Source organism: Flavobacterium sp. NKUCC04_CG, from assembly GCF_019345525.1.
Taxonomy (GTDB): Bacteria; Bacteroidota; Bacteroidia; order Flavobacteriales; family Flavobacteriaceae; genus Flavobacterium.
Window position 1 is genome coordinate 193,938 of record NZ_JAHKRA010000002.1, and the last position, 21,239, is coordinate 215,176.

General features: G+C 34.2%; 16 protein-coding genes. 3 read left to right on the forward strand and 13 right to left on the reverse strand.

The window, feature by feature from the left end; genetic code table 11:
• Positions 1–523 precede the first annotated feature (523 nt).
• Entirely contained in the window at positions 524–2,287 is a 1,764-nt protein-coding gene (locus tag KO524_RS02425; protein WP_219289284.1) for a TonB-dependent receptor, read from the reverse strand.
• Between the two features lie 24 nt (positions 2,288–2,311).
• Positions 2,312–5,332 carry a tetratricopeptide repeat protein gene (locus tag KO524_RS02430; protein WP_219289288.1) on the reverse strand — a complete coding sequence of 1,007 codons (3,021 nt, stop codon included), beginning with the start codon at positions 5,330–5,332 and terminating at the stop codon, positions 2,312–2,314.
• A gap of 519 nt (positions 5,333–5,851) precedes the next feature.
• On the opposite strand from KO524_RS02430, the gene KO524_RS02435 reads away from it, so the two are divergent.
• Together KO524_RS02435 and KO524_RS02440 are read left to right on the forward strand one after the other, a co-directional pair.
• Complete coding sequence (locus tag KO524_RS02435) at positions 5,852–6,535, forward strand: cell division ATP-binding protein FtsE (RefSeq protein ID WP_219289291.1); 684 nt, start codon at positions 5,852–5,854, stop codon at positions 6,533–6,535.
• Between the two features lie 5 nt (positions 6,536–6,540).
• The gene (locus KO524_RS02440) at positions 6,541–7,431 is read left to right on the forward strand and encodes a glycosyltransferase (protein WP_219289294.1); all 891 of its coding nucleotides are present in this window, start codon (positions 6,541–6,543) and stop codon (positions 7,429–7,431) included.
• Here KO524_RS02440 and KO524_RS02445 read toward each other — a convergent pair.
• Positions 7,414–8,487: a glycosyltransferase gene (locus KO524_RS02445; protein WP_219289297.1), complete on the reverse strand. Its 1,074-nt coding sequence runs from the start codon at positions 8,485–8,487 to the stop codon at positions 7,414–7,416. The genes KO524_RS02440 and KO524_RS02445 overlap by 18 nt on opposite strands.
• A gap of 81 nt (positions 8,488–8,568) precedes the next feature.
• Positions 8,569–9,663, reverse strand: a complete 1,095-nt coding sequence (locus KO524_RS02450) for a glycosyltransferase (protein WP_219289300.1) — start codon at positions 9,661–9,663, stop codon at positions 8,569–8,571.
• Between the two features lie 34 nt (positions 9,664–9,697).
• Here KO524_RS02450 and KO524_RS02455 point away from each other — a divergent pair, with 34 nt between their 5' ends.
• Positions 9,698–10,594 (forward strand): glycosyltransferase, encoded by an 897-nt coding sequence (locus KO524_RS02455; protein ID WP_219289303.1) that lies wholly within the window; start codon positions 9,698–9,700, stop codon positions 10,592–10,594.
• Here the strand turns inward: KO524_RS02455 and KO524_RS02460 are convergent.
• From KO524_RS02460 to KO524_RS02500, 9 genes are all read right to left on the reverse strand, one after another.
• A complete protein-coding gene (locus tag KO524_RS02460) occupies positions 10,591–11,925 on the reverse strand; it encodes a hypothetical protein (RefSeq protein WP_219289306.1) in 1,335 nt (444 codons plus the stop codon). The genes KO524_RS02455 and KO524_RS02460 overlap by 4 nt on opposite strands.
• On the reverse strand, positions 11,909–12,838 hold the full coding sequence (locus KO524_RS02465; RefSeq protein ID WP_219289309.1) for a glycosyltransferase family 2 protein: 930 nt from the start codon (positions 12,836–12,838) through the stop codon (positions 11,909–11,911). The genes KO524_RS02460 and KO524_RS02465 overlap by 17 nt, the downstream gene beginning before the upstream one ends.
• A 195-nt stretch (positions 12,839–13,033) precedes the next feature.
• The gene (locus tag KO524_RS02470) at positions 13,034–14,896 is read right to left on the reverse strand and encodes a zinc-dependent metalloprotease (protein WP_219289312.1); all 1,863 of its coding nucleotides are present in this window, start codon (positions 14,894–14,896) and stop codon (positions 13,034–13,036) included.
• 2 nt (positions 14,897–14,898) lie between these two features.
• Positions 14,899–15,864 carry a hypothetical protein gene (locus tag KO524_RS02475; RefSeq protein WP_219289316.1) on the reverse strand — a complete coding sequence of 322 codons (966 nt, stop codon included), beginning with the start codon at positions 15,862–15,864 and terminating at the stop codon, positions 14,899–14,901.
• Between the two features lie 194 nt (positions 15,865–16,058).
• The gene (locus KO524_RS02480; protein WP_219289319.1) at positions 16,059–17,162 is read right to left on the reverse strand and encodes a Glu/Leu/Phe/Val dehydrogenase; all 1,104 of its coding nucleotides are present in this window, start codon (positions 17,160–17,162) and stop codon (positions 16,059–16,061) included.
• A 155-nt stretch (positions 17,163–17,317) separates the two neighbouring features.
• Positions 17,318–17,716 carry an FdtA/QdtA family cupin domain-containing protein gene (locus tag KO524_RS02485; protein WP_219289320.1) on the reverse strand — a complete coding sequence of 133 codons (399 nt, stop codon included), beginning with the start codon at positions 17,714–17,716 and terminating at the stop codon, positions 17,318–17,320.
• A gap of 86 nt (positions 17,717–17,802) precedes the next feature.
• A complete protein-coding gene (locus KO524_RS02490) occupies positions 17,803–19,008 on the reverse strand; it encodes an O-antigen translocase (RefSeq protein ID WP_219289339.1) in 1,206 nt (401 codons plus the stop codon).
• A gap of 69 nt (positions 19,009–19,077) precedes the next feature.
• Complete coding sequence (locus tag KO524_RS02495; protein ID WP_219289641.1) at positions 19,078–20,175, reverse strand: DegT/DnrJ/EryC1/StrS aminotransferase family protein; 1,098 nt, start codon at positions 20,173–20,175, stop codon at positions 19,078–19,080.
• On the reverse strand, positions 20,175–21,119 hold the full coding sequence (locus KO524_RS02500) for a FemAB family protein (protein ID WP_219289342.1): 945 nt from the start codon (positions 21,117–21,119) through the stop codon (positions 20,175–20,177). The genes KO524_RS02495 and KO524_RS02500 overlap by 1 nt, the downstream gene beginning before the upstream one ends.
• Between the last annotated feature and the right edge of the window lie 120 nt (positions 21,120–21,239).

Consider the following 21,239-nt stretch of genomic DNA (forward strand, 5'->3'; position numbering starts at 1 on the left):
GATTACATCGTCCTTATTTTAGGCTTGCTTTTTATTACAAAACTACTCATAATCGGCTAAAGTCCTAATTGAAAAAAAATTTATTGAAAGATATAAAAAATTTAATAAAATCGCATTAAGAGACTTTTTTTTGTTAAAATTTAATATCGCGAATTATTTTAAATATTTCGCTGATTTATTAGAAAAAAAAATTAAATAACACGGTTTTTATTAAAAATAAAAAAAGGATCCACAAGACTTTGCTTTTTTACATACTTCAAAAACTTTAGAGCAAGCGATATAATTGCCGCTCCGACACCTTTTACATTACCCTAAGCCGATTTTATTGACAAAAAGCACCATAGTAATAGCCGTAAAAAAGAAGCAGTAACACGCTGTAGAAAAAGACTCCTCAAGTCGAAGTATAACCGGAAAATATAGACCAAAAAAAAAAGCAGTAAAAGGCTTTCGCACCTTTACTGCTTTAATAATGTTTTTTAGTTATCGATAGATATCGACCCCTTAATTAAAAATATTATGTTACTTACAAATCAAACTTGTACATAGCTCCTCCCATAATTTGTATTCCTTGGACCTTAAAATTGTTCCAATTCTCATAATTTTTGTTGAGTAAATTGTTTCCATTTAAAAATACAGTCCAATTTTTAGAAGGTCTATATCCCAATTTTAAATTCCAATCTACATAACTCTCTAAAGTTTTTACAATAGGGTTAGAAGCCGAACCCGCGGTTGTTTGATCAACTATACCTCCGTTGACAAATACATCTTTACGCTCTCCTACAAAATAAACTTCCGTACCGGCAAACCATTTATCAGTGATTTCGATTTGTATGTCCGCTCCTACTTTTGCAGTTGGCATATTCCACGCTTCTTGTAAATCAGTCGTATAATGGTTAAAAGTCCCATTGATTCCCATACTTACATTCTTCTCGAAATCAAATCGCAATTCCCCATAAAAACCCAAACTTTTTAGATTGCTATAAATCAAATCGAATGAATTTCCGTAATTATAACCCAATGCCCCAATTCCGCCTTGGTACTCGCTGCTTCTAAAAAAAGCTTTATCGTCTTCACTCTTATAAGAAGCACGTATATTATAGGATATGGTATTGTCTAGTTTACCCTTTAACCCCACATAAAGATTGTATTGCTCATTTGTTGGCAATATGGCATTACCAGGATTTATAAATGGGTTTTGATCAACAAAATCAGCATAAGAATTTTGTTTTAATCCTCCCTCAGCTCCCGTATAGGCAATCAAGATATTATCAACCAAATTTACCGAAGCCTTAACCTGTGGATAAACGTAAAACGCATTGTCAGTTTCTCCTTTTACCTTGGAATCATTAAAATACAGTCCCGCTCCCAATTGTAAGGAATAGGCTTCATTTTGAAAGGAAATACTCGGTTCTACTCCCAAATTCAATTGTTGATTATTCTCTTTGTATTGATTTTGAAACATTTCATAATCAGTAGCCACATAATCCACCACTAAATTTACCGTTACCTCTTGCTCACCTACGGCCGTTTCAATTCTAGGTTTAATAAAAAATCGATTCTCCTTAGCGTCAAAGGCATCCCAAAAACGTTTGTATTGCACATCTATAGCAGCCAATGGACTGTTATTAAACTCCACCTTACCTCCTAAATAAACCGTTCTATATTGCTGTTCTTCATCGATATTTACCGTGTTAATCGGGCTAAAATCAACTTCTTTAATAGGAAGTCCATACCAATTGGCAACTTGATTGCGCACTCCCGCATCAATATTCCAGTTGAATTTTTCTTTCTTACTTCCATAGGTTAATTCTACCGCTGATTTTGCAAAAGAATCGTCTAAAATCTGATCCTTAATTCCTCCTTGAGAGGAAAAGTGTTTTACAAGTCCTGCCACATAATCGGTTTCACTGATTTTATGAGTCAAAAACAGCTCGCCTCTTAAATTTAAATAATTACCTATTCCAAACAACACATAGTTATTAAAAGCCGCTATACGCGCGTCTTTTTCAACGGCTGCCGCTTTCCCCTTTTCCGGTACAAAGGTCGATGCTACGGGAAAGGAATTTATAGAATAATTAATTTTTTTCTTCTGACTGTTGTCTTCGTCGTTTAAATTTGGTGTTTCACGAACCTTAAAGGCATCGGAAATCGTTGCCTCATACGGACGTACCACATTAACTACTTCCGTTCCTATATTTTCGTCCTTTTTGTTTTTTTCCTGTGCCACTACCGCACCAGACAAAAGTATGGTTAAGGCAGAAAAACTATATAAATATGATTTGTTCATCGTTCAATTTTTTGTTGTGAAGAATTATTTTGAAACAGAAGAATTTCGCTTAGACTCTTCTCTTTTAATCGTACTCAGTTCATTTTGCGCTTCGGCAACTACCTCTGGGAAATCGCTAAAGTTTTTAACTACGCTTTCCAATATATACGTCGCCTGATAACTGTCTTTTAAGGCGTAAAAATTCTTAGCCATTAATACCAAGCCCTTAGCTCCAAAATATTTGTATCCTGAATAATCCTTCGCCAACTTCTGCACTGCGGCATTGGACGACTCAAATTTTCCTTCTTTATTTTTAAAATAAGCATCGTAATAAAGTGCTTCTGCCGCCAATTCTCCTTTGGCAATTTCAGCCACTTTGATATAGGCTGCTTTCGCCTTAACTTCATCTTTTGCATTAAATGCCGCACGAGCCACGATGATTTGCGCATCACTTTTCACCTTAGCATCTACTTTCGGATTACTCAATACTTTTTCTGCATAAACCACCGCCTGAGCGTCGTTTTTTTGATCGTAGTAAACCTTCATTAAATTTGACTGAGCAAAGAGTATATTTTGCTGATAATCCGACTGGGTCTCTAATTTCTTTAATACCTCTACAGCTTTCGTATTCTCTTTTTGCGATAAATAAATTTCTCCTAAACGAGCTAAGGCCGGTTCTGTAAATGCATTACGCGCTTTGGATGCTACAAACTCAAAATGAGGTATGGATGTCGTTATGTCTTTGGCTGCATAAAATATTTCACCCAAGTAAAAATTCGCTTTTAAAGCATGTGCTCCATTGGAGAAATTAGCCAAATAAGAAGCAAAGCCTTTGGTGGCTTGTGCCGTGTTGTTTTGCAAATACTGTTTTTCAGCAGCTTCATAAGTATCGTTGTCCAAATCCGAATTGGAAACCTCTATAAAATCCAAATCCTTAACCCAAGCTGCATATTCATCCACGCGTCCATTATCGACATAAATCAATCGCGCGTTGGAAACGGCTTCTGTAGCTTCTGCAGTATTGGGATAGTCCGATACTACTTTTTTGAATTTTACCAAAGCCTTGTCGTTCTCATTACTGTTGTAATACACCAATCCTTGTCTAAGGATGGCTCGCGATACAAAAGTACTGGTCGGATAACTCTTAATCAATTGATCCAATGCCTGTACGCCTTTTTGCGCTTGGTTGGTTGTGATATAGGTGTTTCCAATCTCAAACAAGGCATCATCTGCATAATTTGATTTGGGATATTTTTTAATAAACGCATTCAAATCGTCAATTTTACGGTCGTTTCTATCGACAAAACCGTAAGACATCGCTTTTTGAAAAGTAGCATATTCCACATCGGCAGTATTGCTTTCGATAACTTTATTATAAGCCTCCATCGCTGGCCAATATTTACCCAATACAAAATTACAATCACCCAATCTTACGTAGGCATCATTTTTTCTAGAGGCATCTGCCTTAGTTGTATTGACGTATTTTTGAAATGCAGCAGCAGCTGCTTCATATTGCTTAAGCTTAAAAGAAGCATATGCCTTACTGTATTCTATATTTTGATATTCCGGCGTTTTAGTCGCTTCTGCAATCGATAAAAAAGCCCCGTACGATTCCAAAGCTTTTGCAAATTGCTGGCTGTTAAATTCCGTTTCGCCTTTCCAATAGTGTGCTCGTGCAGTAAACTTAGCATCCTGTTTTTCTGCAAGGGACTTATTAAATAACGAAAGGGCCTCGTCGTATTTACTTTCCGAATAGAACTCTAAACCTCGGTAAAAAGTAACTTTCTGGTAAGCCAATTTGTTTTGGATACTTTTATTGTTTTCCAAAAGCGTCAAGGCTTCTTTATAGTTTTTGGAAGTGATATAGGAATCGATCAACAAGGACTCCAATTCCTCCTTATATGGCGAAGCGGGATATTTAGCTAAAAATGCTGTTATAACCCCAGGTACACTTTGATAAGGATTTCCGATTTCATAACTCAATTTAGCATAATTTAAATAAGCATCTTGCTGAATTTTGGTATCAAAACTCATTTCAGAAGCATTCTTAAAGGCATTTAGCGCTTGTGGTTTTTTGTCGGTATGCAAATAACTTTCCCCCAAATGATAATAAGCATTTTGAGCTACTCCATCATTTCCTCCGATAATTTTATTAAATTGTTCTATGGACTTATCATAATCCTTCGATTTATAATAGGCATAACCCAATTGATAAAAATCGGTATTACTCCATCTTCCCTTTTTACCTTTGTATTCCAACAAATAAGGTAGCGCCTTATCAAATTGACCCAAGTTAAAATAGCTTTCTCCAATAATCTTAGACAATTCCGATTTCTCTTCATCGGTAGCCTTACTCATTTGAGCCGACCCTTGGTCAATTGCCTTTTGAAAATTTCCGGATTTAAAACTCATATCCGCTTGGAAATACCCCATTTTCTCCTTGTATTTCTCTTTGCTTTCCACTTGTTCAAACAACTGATTGGCATCTTCGTAATTGTCGGAATCATAAGCTATATAACCCAAGTAATACACCGCTTGTTCGCCGTATTCTTTGCTTTCTTTAACCTTGGTAAAATATTTTTGAGCCTCTTTTTTATTTTTAACGGAGAAGTTACCGTATGCTTTTTGAAAATAAAAACGATCCAAATCGCGCTCACTCATAGCATCTTCTTTTACTTTCTGAGCAAAGCGTAACGATTTTGCAAAATCGCCTTGGTCAAAATAAAACTTAGTCACTTCTACATAGGCTTGATTTTGCTTTGAACTCGTTGGATAGTTCTTTACAAATAAATCAATTTTTTCTTCAGCTCCGGGTTGTTCCAATCTAATAGCACAATTAGCTATATAATAGGCACATTCCGCTTCCAGCTCATTCTCTTGATTATTTTGTGCCAGCTTAATCTTGTCAAACAAGATTTGGGCCGCTAAATACTGCTCTTCTTTAAATAATGCTACGGCATGATTAAATTCAGAAAGTTCACCGGTATAAACGGCACTTTGTTGTGCACTAGCCACAACACTTCCCAGAGATAATGACCAATAGAATAACCTATTTATTTTTCGCATTTTTATTTTATTTTAAAATTCAAATATATCATATTTTAGTCTATTAACGATGGCTTATACCAATATATTATAGGATTATTAAAGTATAAATATAGGCTGATTTGTCTATACGCGAATTTGCAAATTCGACAATTATCATTACTAAAACACATCAAGCCATTTCTACACTGCTTTCTAACAAAAAGTATAACTCACTATCCACACTGAAATAATTTAGATAGTACATTAAACCCGATTTTTGATCAAAAATCACAGTTATCTATTCAGTGGAAAAAGATATATTACAGCTTTATAAACAAGCGAACCAGATCCTATAGCAATCGAATTACAAGCTGTTAAAAAATTATAAAAAAGACTGTAATAAACTGTAAATGAATTAAATTGTTAATAAAAACACATAAACTTACATAAGAGCACCTCTAATTTTAAGGTCAATCAAAAACAAGCACGGTTTTTTTATTTCAAGCCTTGATTTAGACGATTTAACTCCCTACATTTACCACACTAATTAACAAACCTATGTCTACATCAGTTTTATCACTTCAAAACGCCACGATATATCAGGATGAATATGCCGTACTATCTCAAATTAACTTGGAAGTACAAAAAGGCGAATTCCTATACCTCATTGGAAAAACAGGAGCTGGGAAAAGTAGTTTTATGAAAACGATTTATGCCGATTTAAAACTGAAAGAAGGTAGCGGAACCGTAGTTAATTACGATTTGGAAAAATTACGTGAAAGCGATATTCCTTTTTTAAGAAGAAAATTGGGAATTGTATTTCAAGACTTTAAGCTGCTTCCCGATAGAAATGTTTACGACAACTTATTATTTGTTTTAAAAGCAACGGGTTGGGCAGAGAAAGAGGCTATGCACCGCCAAATTGAAGAGGTATTGGACCGAGTGGGTATGTTATCTCATGCGCGAAAAATGCCGCATCAAATATCTGGAGGTGAACAACAACGCATCGCCATTGCCAGAGCATTACTCAACGACCCCGATTTGATTTTAGCTGATGAACCGACGGGAAACCTCGATCCTCAAACCAGTGTTGAAGTCATGGAAGTCTTACAAAAGATTAATAAAAACGGACGTACCATCATTATGGCTACCCATGATTATGCCTTGTTGTTGAAATATCCAGCCAAAACTATAAAATGCGAAGACGGTAAGCTATTTGAAGTAGTTCAAAGAACGGTTTAAAGTATATGCTGTCTATTTTAATAGTTTCATACAATTACAGTTTATATACCCTAGTTAAAAGATTACAGATTGAATGTGTTTCTTTGGGAGTGGAATTTGAGATTCTGTGTTCCGACGATAATTCTAACAATCATTACAAAAACGAATCCATAGAACAACTAGAACATTGTCATTATTTTATACAACCTATCAATATTGGCAGAAGTCTTTCTCGTAATTTTTTAATCAATAAAGCGCAATTCGATAGTATTATTATGCTGGATAGCGATACCCTACCAGCGCAACCTCATTTTATTAAAAACTACTTAGATCTACTTGTCAATCAAAACAAAACATTTATTAATGGAGGACTGCAGTACCATCAAGATGGAATTCCAAAAAACGAAATGTTACGTTGGGTATATGGTAAATCGCGGGAAGCTATATCTGCATCGGTCCGCAATCTAAATCCCTACAGTTATGCCCTTTGCTCCAATATTTGTTTTAGTAAAAAAAGCATAAATAATATTCGCTTTAACAACAAAATTCGAGATTATGGCTATGAAGATTTAGTTTTTTATAAAGATTTACAAAAAAACCAAATCGACGTTTTTCATGTGGACAACCCAGTGTATCACCTCAAGCTAGAATTATCACAGGTCTTTTTAAATAAAACTAAAATATCCATCGAAAACTTAAACAAACTATGGAAAAGCGGTGTAATAGTGAAACGGGATACTTCTTTATTGAAAACATTTTATTTAATTAATTTTTTCTATTTACAGAGAATTACCACTTGGCTTTTCTTAAAAACAGAAGGTTTTTTATTAAAAAATCTATTGTCAGAAAAACCTTCCGTACTCCTATTTGACCTTTACAAATTGGGGTACTTCTGCAGTTTACAAACTTCTAAATAATCGTTCCCATTGACCGACAACACCTTCTAATTGATAGGTTGGTATCGACTTTTTTGTTGTCGTTTCCATCCGGCTCAACAATTCTTTGTCCTCAATAAGCAATCTCATTTTTTCCTCGAATTGTAGTAGATTATTATCCTCTGCTAAAAAACCATTAATGCTATCCTTAATAATCCCATTTACCACAAATGGCACATCAAAAGCAACAACTACCTTTCCTAAGTTTAAAGCTTCTACTAAAACCATCCCCATACCTTCATGATAGGCCGCATGAATCAAAAATTCCGATTCAATAATCTTTTCCTCTATCGATAGTGTTTCTCCATAAAAAAAAACTTGCGGAACTTTTCGCTCTAAGAGGGAATGATATAAACCAACATCTTCTATTTTGCCATAGATATGCAAACTCCAATCTGGGAAATCTGCAACCACTTTTTCAAAAACAGTCAACATACGGTCATAACCTTTTTCAACAGATATTCTGCCAACAGCTATAATTCTATTAGAATGAATCTTATTGATACCTATTTTAGAAACCGGTTCTACAAAATTGGGAATTATTGCTATATCACGGTGATTCCATTCCGTTTTACTCTCTTCATTTAGCAAAATAATCTTATCAAATTTTTTATACAATAGATTTGACACACCTAAAATCAATCGATTCTCAATTGTTGATCTTTTATCTTGTAATAAAAATATTCGCGAACCATGTATTTCAAACCACAAGTTTTTTTTCTTAATAAATAAACTTGCGAAATAAGCTTTAAACCCATTATCATTAACTAGAATAACATCCGGATTTATTATCTTAATAAGAACATTGACTTGTTTGTAAAAAGAAATAATGGAAAAAGGATTTTTCATTTTATGATTGAGAAAATAAAACTTTACCTGAGGATTAAATTCAAAAAAAGTTTTTTCTATTTCATCATTACTACTAATTATCGAAACTTCATAACCCCAGTTTTCAATAAAATAATTAACTTTTGAAGCAGTCACCTTTGCGGCACCACCTGAACTGGATATTTGTGTTGATAAATAAACTATTTTCATGCTTCATTCTATTTTTATTCCTTGTGAATTTGCGGATAGACTCAAAGACCTATCTTATAGAAAACTCTAACATTCCATAATTTAGCTCATTTTCATTAGTGAAACCCATTTTTGCCCTACTATTTCCAAACTAAACTGACCTATAGATTCCTTGGCATAGGCTTTACAACTGTTGTATAGGTCCACATTGTCTATAAATAAATCTAAGGCTTCTTTCAACTTATCAATGTTTTGATCTTCAACCAATAAGCCGTTTTTATAAGGAATAACAATCTCCTTAGGCCCGGATAAACAATCGTAGGAAACAACAGGAGTTTCACAAGCCAAACTCTCAATCAGAACCATGGGTAACCCTTCAAATTGACTACTTAAAGTTAGAAATTTTGCATTCTTTATATATTTATAAGGATTATCTTGAAACCCAATAAAATGAACGAAATCAACGATTTTACAACTAATTACTTGCTCTTTTAGCTCCCCTATCAATCGTCCAGTCCCACAAATAACAAGGTGAATCTGATGATGTCTTAAGCTAGATTTTGAATAAGCTTCTATCAAATGATCGAATTGCTTAACACCGTTTTCGTATTGTCCAACACCAATAATATAATCAAATTGCAAATCTATAGCTTCCACTTTTAGTCTATCAATAGATTCAAAATCTACAGGATTATAAATCGTAGTCACATTACTTAGTTGCGAATTAACGGTAACCATTCGATTAATTTCCTCTGTAATAGCAACCATTTGATATGCCTTTCCATATATCCATTTGGAAAAAATATCTTGAGTGGGTATATAGTCGTGTATCTTAGAACTGTGGATGGTAAAAACAGTTGGTGCTTTATAGATGTATTTAGCAATAACCCATTCTTGAATACCTTTGGTTCGAAATCGAAAATCAATAATAAAATCAAATTTATTGGTACTAAAAAATTGTTTTAATTTCAAGAATCTTTTATACCTTCCCGTTATTCCATAACCGTAGTTTGAAGCACTTGTTGAAAACACTTTTCCTCGAAATTCGTATCCCAATTCATCGATAACTGTTACAATATACACTTCAATCCCTATTTGGTCAAAATATACAGAAAGATTGGCCATCACACGTTCGGCTCCACCTCCACTTAAGCGAAACCCCACTAGAGCAATCGTATATTTATTTTGTAACTTCATTAACTTTATATATTTTTGACCAAATACCTTTCTTATGCAAAACCTACCCTTGGTTACTGTTATTTGTCTTTGCTACAATCATCAAGAGTATGTCGTTGAAACACTCAATTCGGTTTTATTTCAAAACTACGAAAATATAGAAATCATAATAGTAGATGATTATAGTACTGATAACTCTGTAAAAGTAATTGAAGATTGGTTAATAAAAAACTCAAATATCTTATTTATTAAGAATAGTAGTAACTTGGGAAACACCAAGAGCTTTAATGCTGCTGTAAAAGCTTCCAACGGACAATTTCTAATTGATTTGGCTTGTGATGATGTCTTATTAGAAAACACCGTTAGCGCACAAGTAAACCATATTTTAAACACCCCAATAGACCGTACTGCATTTGTTTATGGCAATGCTATAAATATTGACAAAGATGGCGCTTTTCTATCGTATTACTTTGATGTAAATGAACAAGAACAGGTTTTAGAAGAAAGAAAGTCGGGTAATATATATACCGAAATTTTAGCAGGCGGAACGAGTATGTGTTCCGTTACAGCGCTCTACAACCGAAAAATATTTGAAGAATTAAACGGATATGATGAAACCTTGTCCTATGAAGACTTAGATTATTGGATTAGAGCATCACGTCAATATAATATTTATTTTTGCGATCAAGTTTGGGTGAAAAAGCGGCAATTAGAACATTCACTTGGAACTCATTTTAATAAGTCGAATTCCTTTGCTAAAAAAATAAATCTATCTACTTACCACATATTGAATAAATCCAATAGCCTTAATAAGTCTAAAGAAGAAGATTACGCCTTATTGCAGCGCATCCATTATGAAATGAGTCAAAGTTTTAAGAGAAAGGAATACGGTCTCTTTACAAAATACTTAATTTTAAAAACCCGTTTACACCTGCAGCTTTTTATGCGTTAGTCCAACTCAGAAATCTGCTTTGATTTAATCCATACACTATTATATAGACAAGACATCACATAACCTATCCAGGTAAATCCCAGTAACATAAACGGCATATACCAAACTATAAAATTCATATGTGTATGAATGTACGAATGACTTTTAAAAATCAGAAACCAGGATAATGGTGCCAAAATGGAGAACCACAAACTATACATCAATGCAAAACCACGACTCTTTTGATTGTTATTAATTTTACGAAACAAGGCCAAACCAGTAAAAATTATAGAAAAACTTATTAAAACTAAAATAACGGTTTTAAAGTCTATTGCAAAATGATAATTCGCCGTTTTAAATATAAAGGCATCTCCAGACAAATACTTTTTCAATACTTCCCAAAAAGAACTGTCTAACGATTCCTTATACGGTTCTGAAAAACGAGAAGAATCACTATAAGATCTTCTGAAAAAAGTAGCTTTTAAATAGGCCCAACCGTTCTCTGCTTCCAGATTTTCCTTACCATTTAGCTGAAACATCAATAAAAAAACAGTCATTACCAGACCTGTACACAAACCTAGTGAAGCCGCAAACACACGTTTTACAAAAACAATAATTGGCCATCGATCGACTATAGCATAATAAAGATAAGGCACTACACCCATAATTAGGGTAGTCGTGATATACTCATATCCCGTAAAAAAACATTTTACAAACATCAATATAAAGGATACACAAAAAATCTGCACATTATAACAAGTTGAAATTCGTTGTTTAAACTTTTCCCTATTTAAAAAGAACAGTAGAGACACAAAAGGTATATAAAACGACCAAAGGCTCCACCATAGGTTTTTTCCAAAAATGACAATCCAATACGACGACAACATCAATAAAAGGGTTACTATAGCTGTAAAATAACCAAAATTATTTTTGACCCAAACTAAAAACAAGCTAAAAACCGCAGCCAATAATGCCGCTGTTAATATATAAAAAGCTATTAAATTTGTAGTGTTTGTAAAAGGAGAAACTTTACTTAATATCGAAAAAAAGATGCCCTGTCCTCCAATCTGACTATTGTATGTGTTAAAAAAATTCGAATCTACCTCTATCGTATTTTGATAAATATTATATTGATCCGTAAGATAATCTCCATAACAGCCCGGCAATCCACTCTGATAAAAAACCCCTTCTCGTTCAGACAAAGCCAATCGCCCTAAAATTAAAGATTCCGAGTCTCGCTGAAAATATTTAAAAGAACCGTCCAACTGTCCGAAAAAATTAGAATAAAAAACGCTTGTTAGCAATAAAAAGACAACTAAGAAAAAAAGGTTACTTTTAAATTTTAATCGCATATTGCTTCATTTTTAATTTCATGTTTTTTCTATCAATATTCGTAATTAAATCCAATATTAATCCACAACAAAAAAGCAGGGCCGCCATAAGTACCATTCCCAAAGCTAAAATTGCAGTTGGAACCTTATATACAAATTGAAATTTTATATATTCATAGATGGGAAAACTACCTAAAACACAAGCTATCAAAAAGAGAAAAGAAGCCAATAAGGTGAAAAAAGATAAAGGTTTATAAAGCCTATATAAATTAAAAAAAGTAATTATCAGTTTAAATCCATCTGTAAAAGTATTTAACTTCGAAAAACTACCTTCTGGTCGATCTCGATAATCAATTGGAATTTCTTTAACGGTCAGTTCATAATTTAAAGCAAACAAGGTAAGGTCTGTTTCAATTTCAAAACCTTTTGCAAATGAGGCATAATTTTGAACAAAAGCAAGATCAAAAACCCTATATCCACTTAGAATATCTTTTATGTCTGATTTAAAAAAAGTATTGATTAATTTATTCATCAATAAATTTCCGGTATTATGAAACTTTCTTTTGTTTTGAGACTTATAGGAATTGTTAGTTAATCGATCTCCCACTACCATATTGGCATTTGTCTTAATCAATAAAGAAATCATTTGGCTTACACTTTCGGCTGGGTAAGTATCATCACCATCTACCAAAATATAAATATCAGCCTCTATACAATTAAAAAGTTTAAGCATCGCATGTCCTTTACCTTGCTGTGCTTCAAACAAAACTTTGGCTCCTGATTTTTCTGCTATGGCAGCCGTTAAGTCGCTAGAATTATTATCACATACATAGATGTTGGCCTCTGGAACGGCCTTCTTAAAATCACAAATTACCTTTCCGATGGTTTTTTCTTCATTAAAACAAGGTATCAAAACCGCCACTCTTCTATTCATAATAAAACCTGCCTTTTTTAGATAAACACTCAAACATTAATCTCCTTTGTATAGTAGTCATCAAAAATAAACAAATAAAAAATTAGAAACATAATTGTTTTAGAAGTTTTAAGGACATCGTTAATCACTAAAGAATAAAAGGATTAGCTATATGCTATAAAAATGCCGACTTAGTAAGTCGGCATTTTAAAAAAATTATTTTAAAATAATCTTGTCTAAGATAACCTGATTATTCTCGTAAAAACGAATTGAATATACTCCTTTATACGATTGCTGTAAGAAAACTTTATTGTTTTCTTTCGTCAATTTTTGTTCGAGAACTTTTTTGCCTTTAATATCGTAGATTTCGACATAATAAGTATTCACACCATTATAAGGATATGAAATATAAAAGGTTCCAGTAGTAGGGTTAGGATGTATGGTCAATTTTTTAGTTGCTTTATCTTCCTCGACTGGTGGTTTATTCGAACTATCAGCTAAATCAGTAGTGGATATTAGATAATTCTCACCAACACAATTGGCAATATAAGCATTAAAATAAGCGCCTTCTTTAGCGTGGAATCCTGGTTGTAACACAACTTCATTACCCGCTGTGTATATCGCATTTCCAAGAATAATGTTTTGAGCAATTAAACTGTTTACCGTTTTTAATCGTTCATATGTTCCAGCACCTACCTCACGAATCACTGTAGAGTCTTCTGGGCAATAATTGCAACTTTGTAAACACGAAGCTCTTGCTACTCGAGAACGAATTAAATCACCGGGTTCTGGACCGAATCCATTGCTAAAAGAAATTTGAACATTCGATAACAGATGACAGTAGCTCATTATCGTTCCACCGTGTAAAGGAGGTACATAATTAATAAAATTATACCCTCTACTTCCACAATTCTCGTTGTATTTCGTAATATCAGCAGTTTGTCCACATCCGTCAACGACCGTATTTCTATTGGGGCCCCAATAACATCCATGGGTATGATTCGATCCTAATGAATGTCCAAATTCATGACTAATCACAGACCCATTCCAACTATAATTTGGAAAGATATTATCGACTGAATTATGAACACCAGATACTCCGACAGCACCTGATTTACAAAGTTTATCCAAATATGCACGCCCACCAGATGTTTCAAAAGTTAGTAATTGTCCTAAATCACCATTAAAACTAGTTCTATATGAACGGAATTTAGGCAACAATGGTTCCGTTTCTTGATACTTTATTCCATATGGATCAGGAACATCCCAAACTATTAAACCCGAAAATTTAGTCTGTATACCTTCATTATAATATATGGTTTCTGTTTGTGTATAAAGTATCGTTACAAACTTAATTACTTCCAAAACACTATGCTTTTGCTCATAAATGTCGTAGCGCGTTTCAAAAAATAAACGAACACACTTATTAAGAGTTGGTACTGCAGCATAATTACTCTGAACAAAAACTTCCTTATTTTGCTCTTTTTCATCATCAACCACACCACATACAAAATTATTCTTTATACTTAAATTTTCAGTTGGGTAAATGGCTATTAGGTTACTTTGAGAAAGTTTTTCAACATTATAATCCCCCAAAGACGGAGAAGAAATAAATCCACTAATTTCGTCATTAAAAAAAGTTAGTGAAACTAAACTCTTTTCATCATTAGCCAAGACCCCCTTAAAGACCTTTACCTTTAAATCAACTTTTACCTCAGAACCTTTTCCAGTGGTAACAACAAGATCTTCCAGCCCTTCTGAAGATTCAAAGGCTTCTATATCAAATACTTGTTTTCCATAGGGAATTTTAAACTTTACAACCCCTCTTACTTCTTTGTTAAAGAGGTCGGTAGTTTTATATTCAAACAACTGAATATCATTTACATCAAAAAGTACTTTCTTAAAATCATTTTCCAATTTTTTAGAATCTGAAGGAAGCAAGAATGGTTCTGTAAAATTTAGTGTTTCGACCGATGATTTTCTATGCTGTAACTCTTTATAAACGGAATGAGTTTGCCCATATCCACTTAGAAAAGTTAACAAAAAAACGCATACTAATACTAGTAATTTCTGTTTCATACCTAGTTTAATTTAGATTGCACTTCATGCTTCAACGCTTTCAATTCTTTATTCAAATCAATGATATACAGCGTTAACTCTTCGATTTTTTCTTGTTGAATTCTTGCGATATCGCCTAAATTCAACCCCTCTTTTTCGATAGTTTCTCCCGAAGGAACATTCGGAAGATGTCCATGCTCTGCAATATAATGCGCTACTTCTTCCAACGGCTTCAAAGCATAGGAATCGTTAAAAACATAATCTGCCCAGCCGGTATATACCTTTACTTCTGTTGCTCTTATTTTTCCGTTTACTGATAGTCTGTAATTCGTTCCATTGTCATTAAAATTACTCGTACCAATACCAACATTAGCATCTGTCAATATATTACCTTCAATTTTAGAGCTTCCTCGAACAACCAACTTGTGTTCTGGCAAATAACTTCCCAATCCTCCTATAATCATTCTGGAATTGGGTTTAGGCAGGTGCATATATAAATTATCATTGCCATCTTCAAATACCGCTACGAGTTCTTCTTGACTCTTATTTAATATAATCATCTGCGTTTCTCCCTCTACTTGTGCTATAAAACGATAACGCGCTTTATCCAAACGGTCTTCTATTCCGAAAAACACCGTTGCTTTAGGATCAAAATTCGATTTAGGGAAATCAAAAAAATTAAACATACGCGTATTAACATATCCTTCACCAGTACCTATCGAACTCCCAACTGCCAATATAACATTGGCGTCATTTCGCTGTTGCCAAGATTGATAAGTTTGTTTGAGAAAAGTCGGGGTTCTTGTGAAAACACCTTTTCTCGCATTAATAGTACCTACAACATCTAATTTGGAAACGGGTGCATCAGTCCCAATTCCGACATTCCCCGTTTCAGGAAACACATTGGGAGCGAGACCAACAATCTGACCAAATGATACAGAACTAACCATTAAGGCTAACGACATTCCTAATAAATTTCTTTTTTTCATAATATATAAGTTTTAAAAATTAAAGTTAAATTTATTAAAAAAGATTTAAAAAAAACATAAAATTAACAAACAGCGATGGTTTAATAAATTTAAAAAATAAATTTAACACACAATAAACCTAAAAAGCCCTATATATAACAAAAAAACACCGTCAAATTGACGGTGTTAACTATAAAACTTAAAAGTTTTTATTATTACTTAGCGATCTCTTTTTTCTTCGCATCAATGCGATCTTGCGCCATTTTCATAGCCGCTTGTTGGGTGGTTATGTTGTGCTTTTCCGCATTCAAAAATATTTCCAAAGTAGTATGATAAATATTTTCTGTGCGCTTCATAGCTTCTTCCTTACCGTAACCGACAATTTCACCATAAACATTGATAATACCTCCGGCGTTAATCAAAAAGTCTGGAGCATACGAAATACCGCGCTCTTTTAATATCTGACCGTGTACCTTATCGTTTGCCAATTGGTTGTTTGCAGCACCTGCAATGACTTTAGCCTTTATTTTATTTACGGTCTCGTCGTTAATAGTAGCTCCTAAGGCACAAGGAGAATAGATATCTACATCAGCACTATATAAATCTGAGCCACTAAAAATCTTAGCACCGTATTTATCGCTTACCTCTTTTAACTTCGGTTCGTTGATATCGGTAATTTGAACTATAGCTCCTTCTTTAGTCAAATAATCAACCAAGGTTTCACCTACATGTCCAATACCCTGAACTAGAACTCTTTTTCCCTGAAGGGCATCGGAGCCAAATTGGTGCTTTACAGCGGCTTTTAGCCCCATAAACACCCCATAAGCCGTTACTGGCGATGGATTACCAGAACCACCTCTAGATTCAGAAATTCCCGTTACATAAGGCGTCACATCGCGAATGATATCCATATCTTGAGTGGTTGACCCTACGTCTTCGGCAGTAATGTATTTTCCCCCTAGCGAGTTTACGTATTCTCCAAATTTTTTAATCATTTCAGGAGTTTTGTCCTTTTTAGAATCTCCGATGATTACAGCCTTTCCACCTCCTAAATTCAGTCCTGTAATAGCAGACTTATAGGTCATACCGCGAGATAATCGCAAAACATCGTTTAAGGCTTCCCATTCGTTTTCATAGTTCCAAATTCTAGTTCCTCCTAAAGCAGGTCCCAAAACCGTATTATGAACACCGATAATCGCTTTTAAACCGGTCTCCTTATCGAAACAAAAGACAATTTCTTCGTGATCATCGAACGACAATTGCCCAAAAACAGGGTCTATTTTGTAAAGTTCTTTTGCTTTAATTAATTCTGTAGCCATACCAAATGTTTTAATTAAATTTTTTTTTGATTATTCAAAATTCTATTTCAAATTTAAGGTTTAATTCCTAATTCTACAATAAAAACAGCTTTAATAATCATTTCATTATCAATAAACGACCTAGTATTGCTTTTCTATAAAAAGCAAAAAATCGCTTAGTAAAGCGATTTTGTCTTTACAAAATCCTCAAAATCGCGAATATAATCCGTCTCGTCAAATTCTCCTGACGAAACCACTAAGCAAACGGAACCCGATGAAAAATTTTTTAATTCCCGCCATACTCCTTCGGGAATCAACAAACCTTTATTAGGCCTATTTAATGTAATAACCTGTTCACCAACACCGTCATTAAGAATTACATCAAAACTGCCGGAAAGAGCTACTAAAAATGCAGATTGAACAATATGGGCATGTCCTCCTCGCTCTGCTCCAGATGGAACATCATATAAATAATAAACTCTTTTTATAGCAAAAGGTACCGTATCTTTTTCAATGACGGAAAGATTTCCACGCGGATCTTCAATTTTAGGAAGATCTATAATTTTAATTTTCATAATCATTCTCATTTTTAGTTATTTCTCATACAAAGCACTATATAAATAATTTGATATTATTTTACACACATTCAGATTTGAGTAAACTATATTTTTTTTCTAAAATAAAACAACAATATAACTAAATAAAGCAAGTAAGTGAATGCATGAGCCATGGTTGCCCCCGCTACTCCAAATTGCTTTATCAAAAACATACTAGAAACAAACAGGATTAGAAACGACAATCCTTCTGTAACCAGGTAAGCAACCACTATTCTTTTGGCATAAAACAAGATACCCAATATCAAAGCAGCTGCTTTTAAAAAATCACCTAACAACTGCCAAGATAAAATCTCTGAAATAGGCACAAAAGATTCCGACAACAATAAGCGAATAAATACAATCCGCCATTGATAAACCACCAATAAACCAACTCCAAAAATGGGCAATATCCATTTTATATAAGGTTTGATTTCGCTCCTTATTTCTAAGCGGGTTTTAGTGGCAGACAACTTCGGTAAAAAATAAACGGTGATTAAGGTGGTTATAAACATCATATAAAAACCCGAAATGCGGTTAACTGCTTCCCAATAGCCCGCAGCCGTAATGCCTTGCAAATCCATAATATAATTTCGAATATAAAAAAACACCACTGGCGCTACAGTACCCGAAAACAAAGCCATAACCGAATAAGAAAACAAGGGACTTAGCAGTTTAAAATCCAGGGACTTTCGCCCCAAATTCAACATGGCAAACAAATCTTTTCGGATTGAAAAAAAAGATAATAAGCCCACCAAAGCCGGTCCAACAACCAAGGACAGCAAAGCGCCATTTAAGGTCCAATAATACATCAACAAAGCCCCCACGGTAAAAGCCAAGAGATTACCGCAAATATGAATAAACATCAATTGCTTAAAACGCTCTAATCCATTGATAATCGAAATAAAAACGACATTAAAAGCTTGAAGTGGAAAAATAAAGGCCAAAACGGTAAACAAATAGGCAAAGGAAAAATTATCGTCAAATATATAATTGTTTAAGGCAGTTCTAAAAACCAAGGCAAGAACACTAATTAATAGCGCAAATACCGCAATTACCACTACCAATACCGCCACAAATTGCGACTGTTTTTTTTCATCGTTTCGGTATTCTGCTATATATTTGACTATGCCGTTTTGAAAACCCAGGGTAGAAACAGACTCCAAGGAAGTCAAGAAATTTCTAAAATTCCCCATCAAAGCCATACCTGCAGGACCTATATAAATCGCGATTAATTTAGCCGTAACCACACCTGTAAGCATGCGTATCAGCATACTTATGTTATTTAAAAAGCTTACTTGAAAAAGCCTATTCCCTATTATTTTTTTTATAAATTCCAAAAATCAATAGCTGTTTACTACTTCAATAATTCGCGTTACTTCTTCCATGGTCAAAACCGGACTCATCGGCAAACTCACCACTTCTTGATGAATCAGCTCGGTTATAGGTAATTCCATTTTTCTAAATCCCGCCAAAGCTTTTTGATGATGTGGTGGTATCGGATAATGAATCAGGGTTTGTATATCGTTTTTCAACAAAAAAGCCTGAAAAGCATTCCGATCAGATACGCGAATCACAAACAAATGAAACACATGCGCCGCTCTATTTTCAACTTTGGGCAAGATGACTTTAAAATTCGTGATTTCCGTTAAAAATCGATGTGCTATTATTTGTCGTAAGTGATTGTCTTCGTTTAAATAAGGCAGTTTAATATTTAAAAAAGCGGCCTGAATCTCATCTAAGCGCGAGTTAAACCCCAAAACCTTATTCTGGTATTTTATTTCAGAACCGTAATTCCGAAGAATTCGAATCTTTTCAGCCAATTGCGGGTCATGGGTAGTCACCGCTCCCGCATCGCCAAGTGCTCCCAAGTTTTTACCGGGATAAAAACTAAATCCAGCCGCATCTCCAATGGCCCCAGCATGCAGCTGTTCATCAACTGCACCATGTGCTTGTGCAGCATCTTCAATCAATAATATGTTATTCTCTTTTGCAAATCGAGCAAGAGCTGAAGCTTCTGACACTTGCCCATAAAGGTGCACCATCAAAATCGCTTTGGTTTTATCTGTGATTTTATCTTCTATAGAAGACAACGACAAATTATAACTGTCTAAATCCGGTTCTACCAATATAGGCACTAAATCGTTGTGCATCACCGCCAATATACTGGCTATATATGTATTGGCTGGCACAATCACTTCATCGCCTTTATGCAATTTTCCAAGCAAGATATAAGCTCTGAAAATCAACATTAATGCATCGAGACCATTACCAACACCCACACAAAAAGGAACGCGACAATAGCGCGCAAAATCGTGTTCAAAATTCATGACTTCATCACCCAATACAAACCATCCCTTGTCAAAAAGCTGCTTTGTTTTTTCTAAAAAAGCAACTTCATAAGGCTGATTAATCTTTTGCAAGTTCAAAAACGGTATCATCATAACTCAAATTCAATTATATCTTGTAAATAAGTAGTACACCCCAACTCTTTCTTCTGCTGTAACAATCCCCGATTATAGCCCAATTCTGTTGAATCAGTTACCACACCCATATCAAAAAATCTCATACCGGCATCTTCATATTTCTTAATTAAATAAACAAACAAATGATCCAAAGCACGTTGTTCCTTTCCCAAAGTGGTAGCAGCGCCATACTGTGATTTCACTCCTTCGTCAAATTCAAAAACAGTAATACCTCCTACTAACTCTTCGTCACTATAAACCGAAAACTGCTTTATTTTTTCTGGAAACCGTGCTTGAAGTTTTAAAATTTCTACCAAAGAATGAACCGGCTTGGTCTGATATCGCTCAGCCAACAAAGGCACCAATACAGATTGCCAAAAAGGCTCTAAACCGTCCGATTCCACAATTTTAATTTCGTAATCCCTGTATTTGCGCAAGTGCTTAAGCTTGCTTTTAGAAATACTGTAGTTGCGGTAATCAATACTCATGTTCATCTCACTTCCCTTTAATACACCGCCCAATTGAAATGCGATATACTTAAATTGATTCACCAATTCTACGCTGTATATTTCTGGCAAAACCTTTACCGATAGTTTGGTTATACCTTGGCTTCTAAAAAACTGCAATGCAGCCTCCAAACATCTTTGGTGTTTTAAAACATCCGAATGCCTCCCCAAACACAATCCGCCATAAGTAAGTCCCGAATGTGAAAACACTTGATCATCGATTCGATGTGCTGGAAAAACAGCCAACAATTCGCTTTCTTTATAAATCATCAACGAGTAATCATCAAACCGATCGCAATGATACTCCATAAAATTTCTATCGAATAAAAAAGTAGCATTTGCGGCCTTTTGAATAAAACTATTCCATTCCTCAACACGGGAATCCTGATAAATTACAACAGAAAAATTATCCAAAGCTTTTAAAAAATTAGAGCGTAAAATAACAATTTAAAAACAGACTGGCGGCAAAATTTTCCATTTTTTTAAGTTTCTGTTTAGAAAAACAAATACTTAATTCTATCAAACTGATAAAAT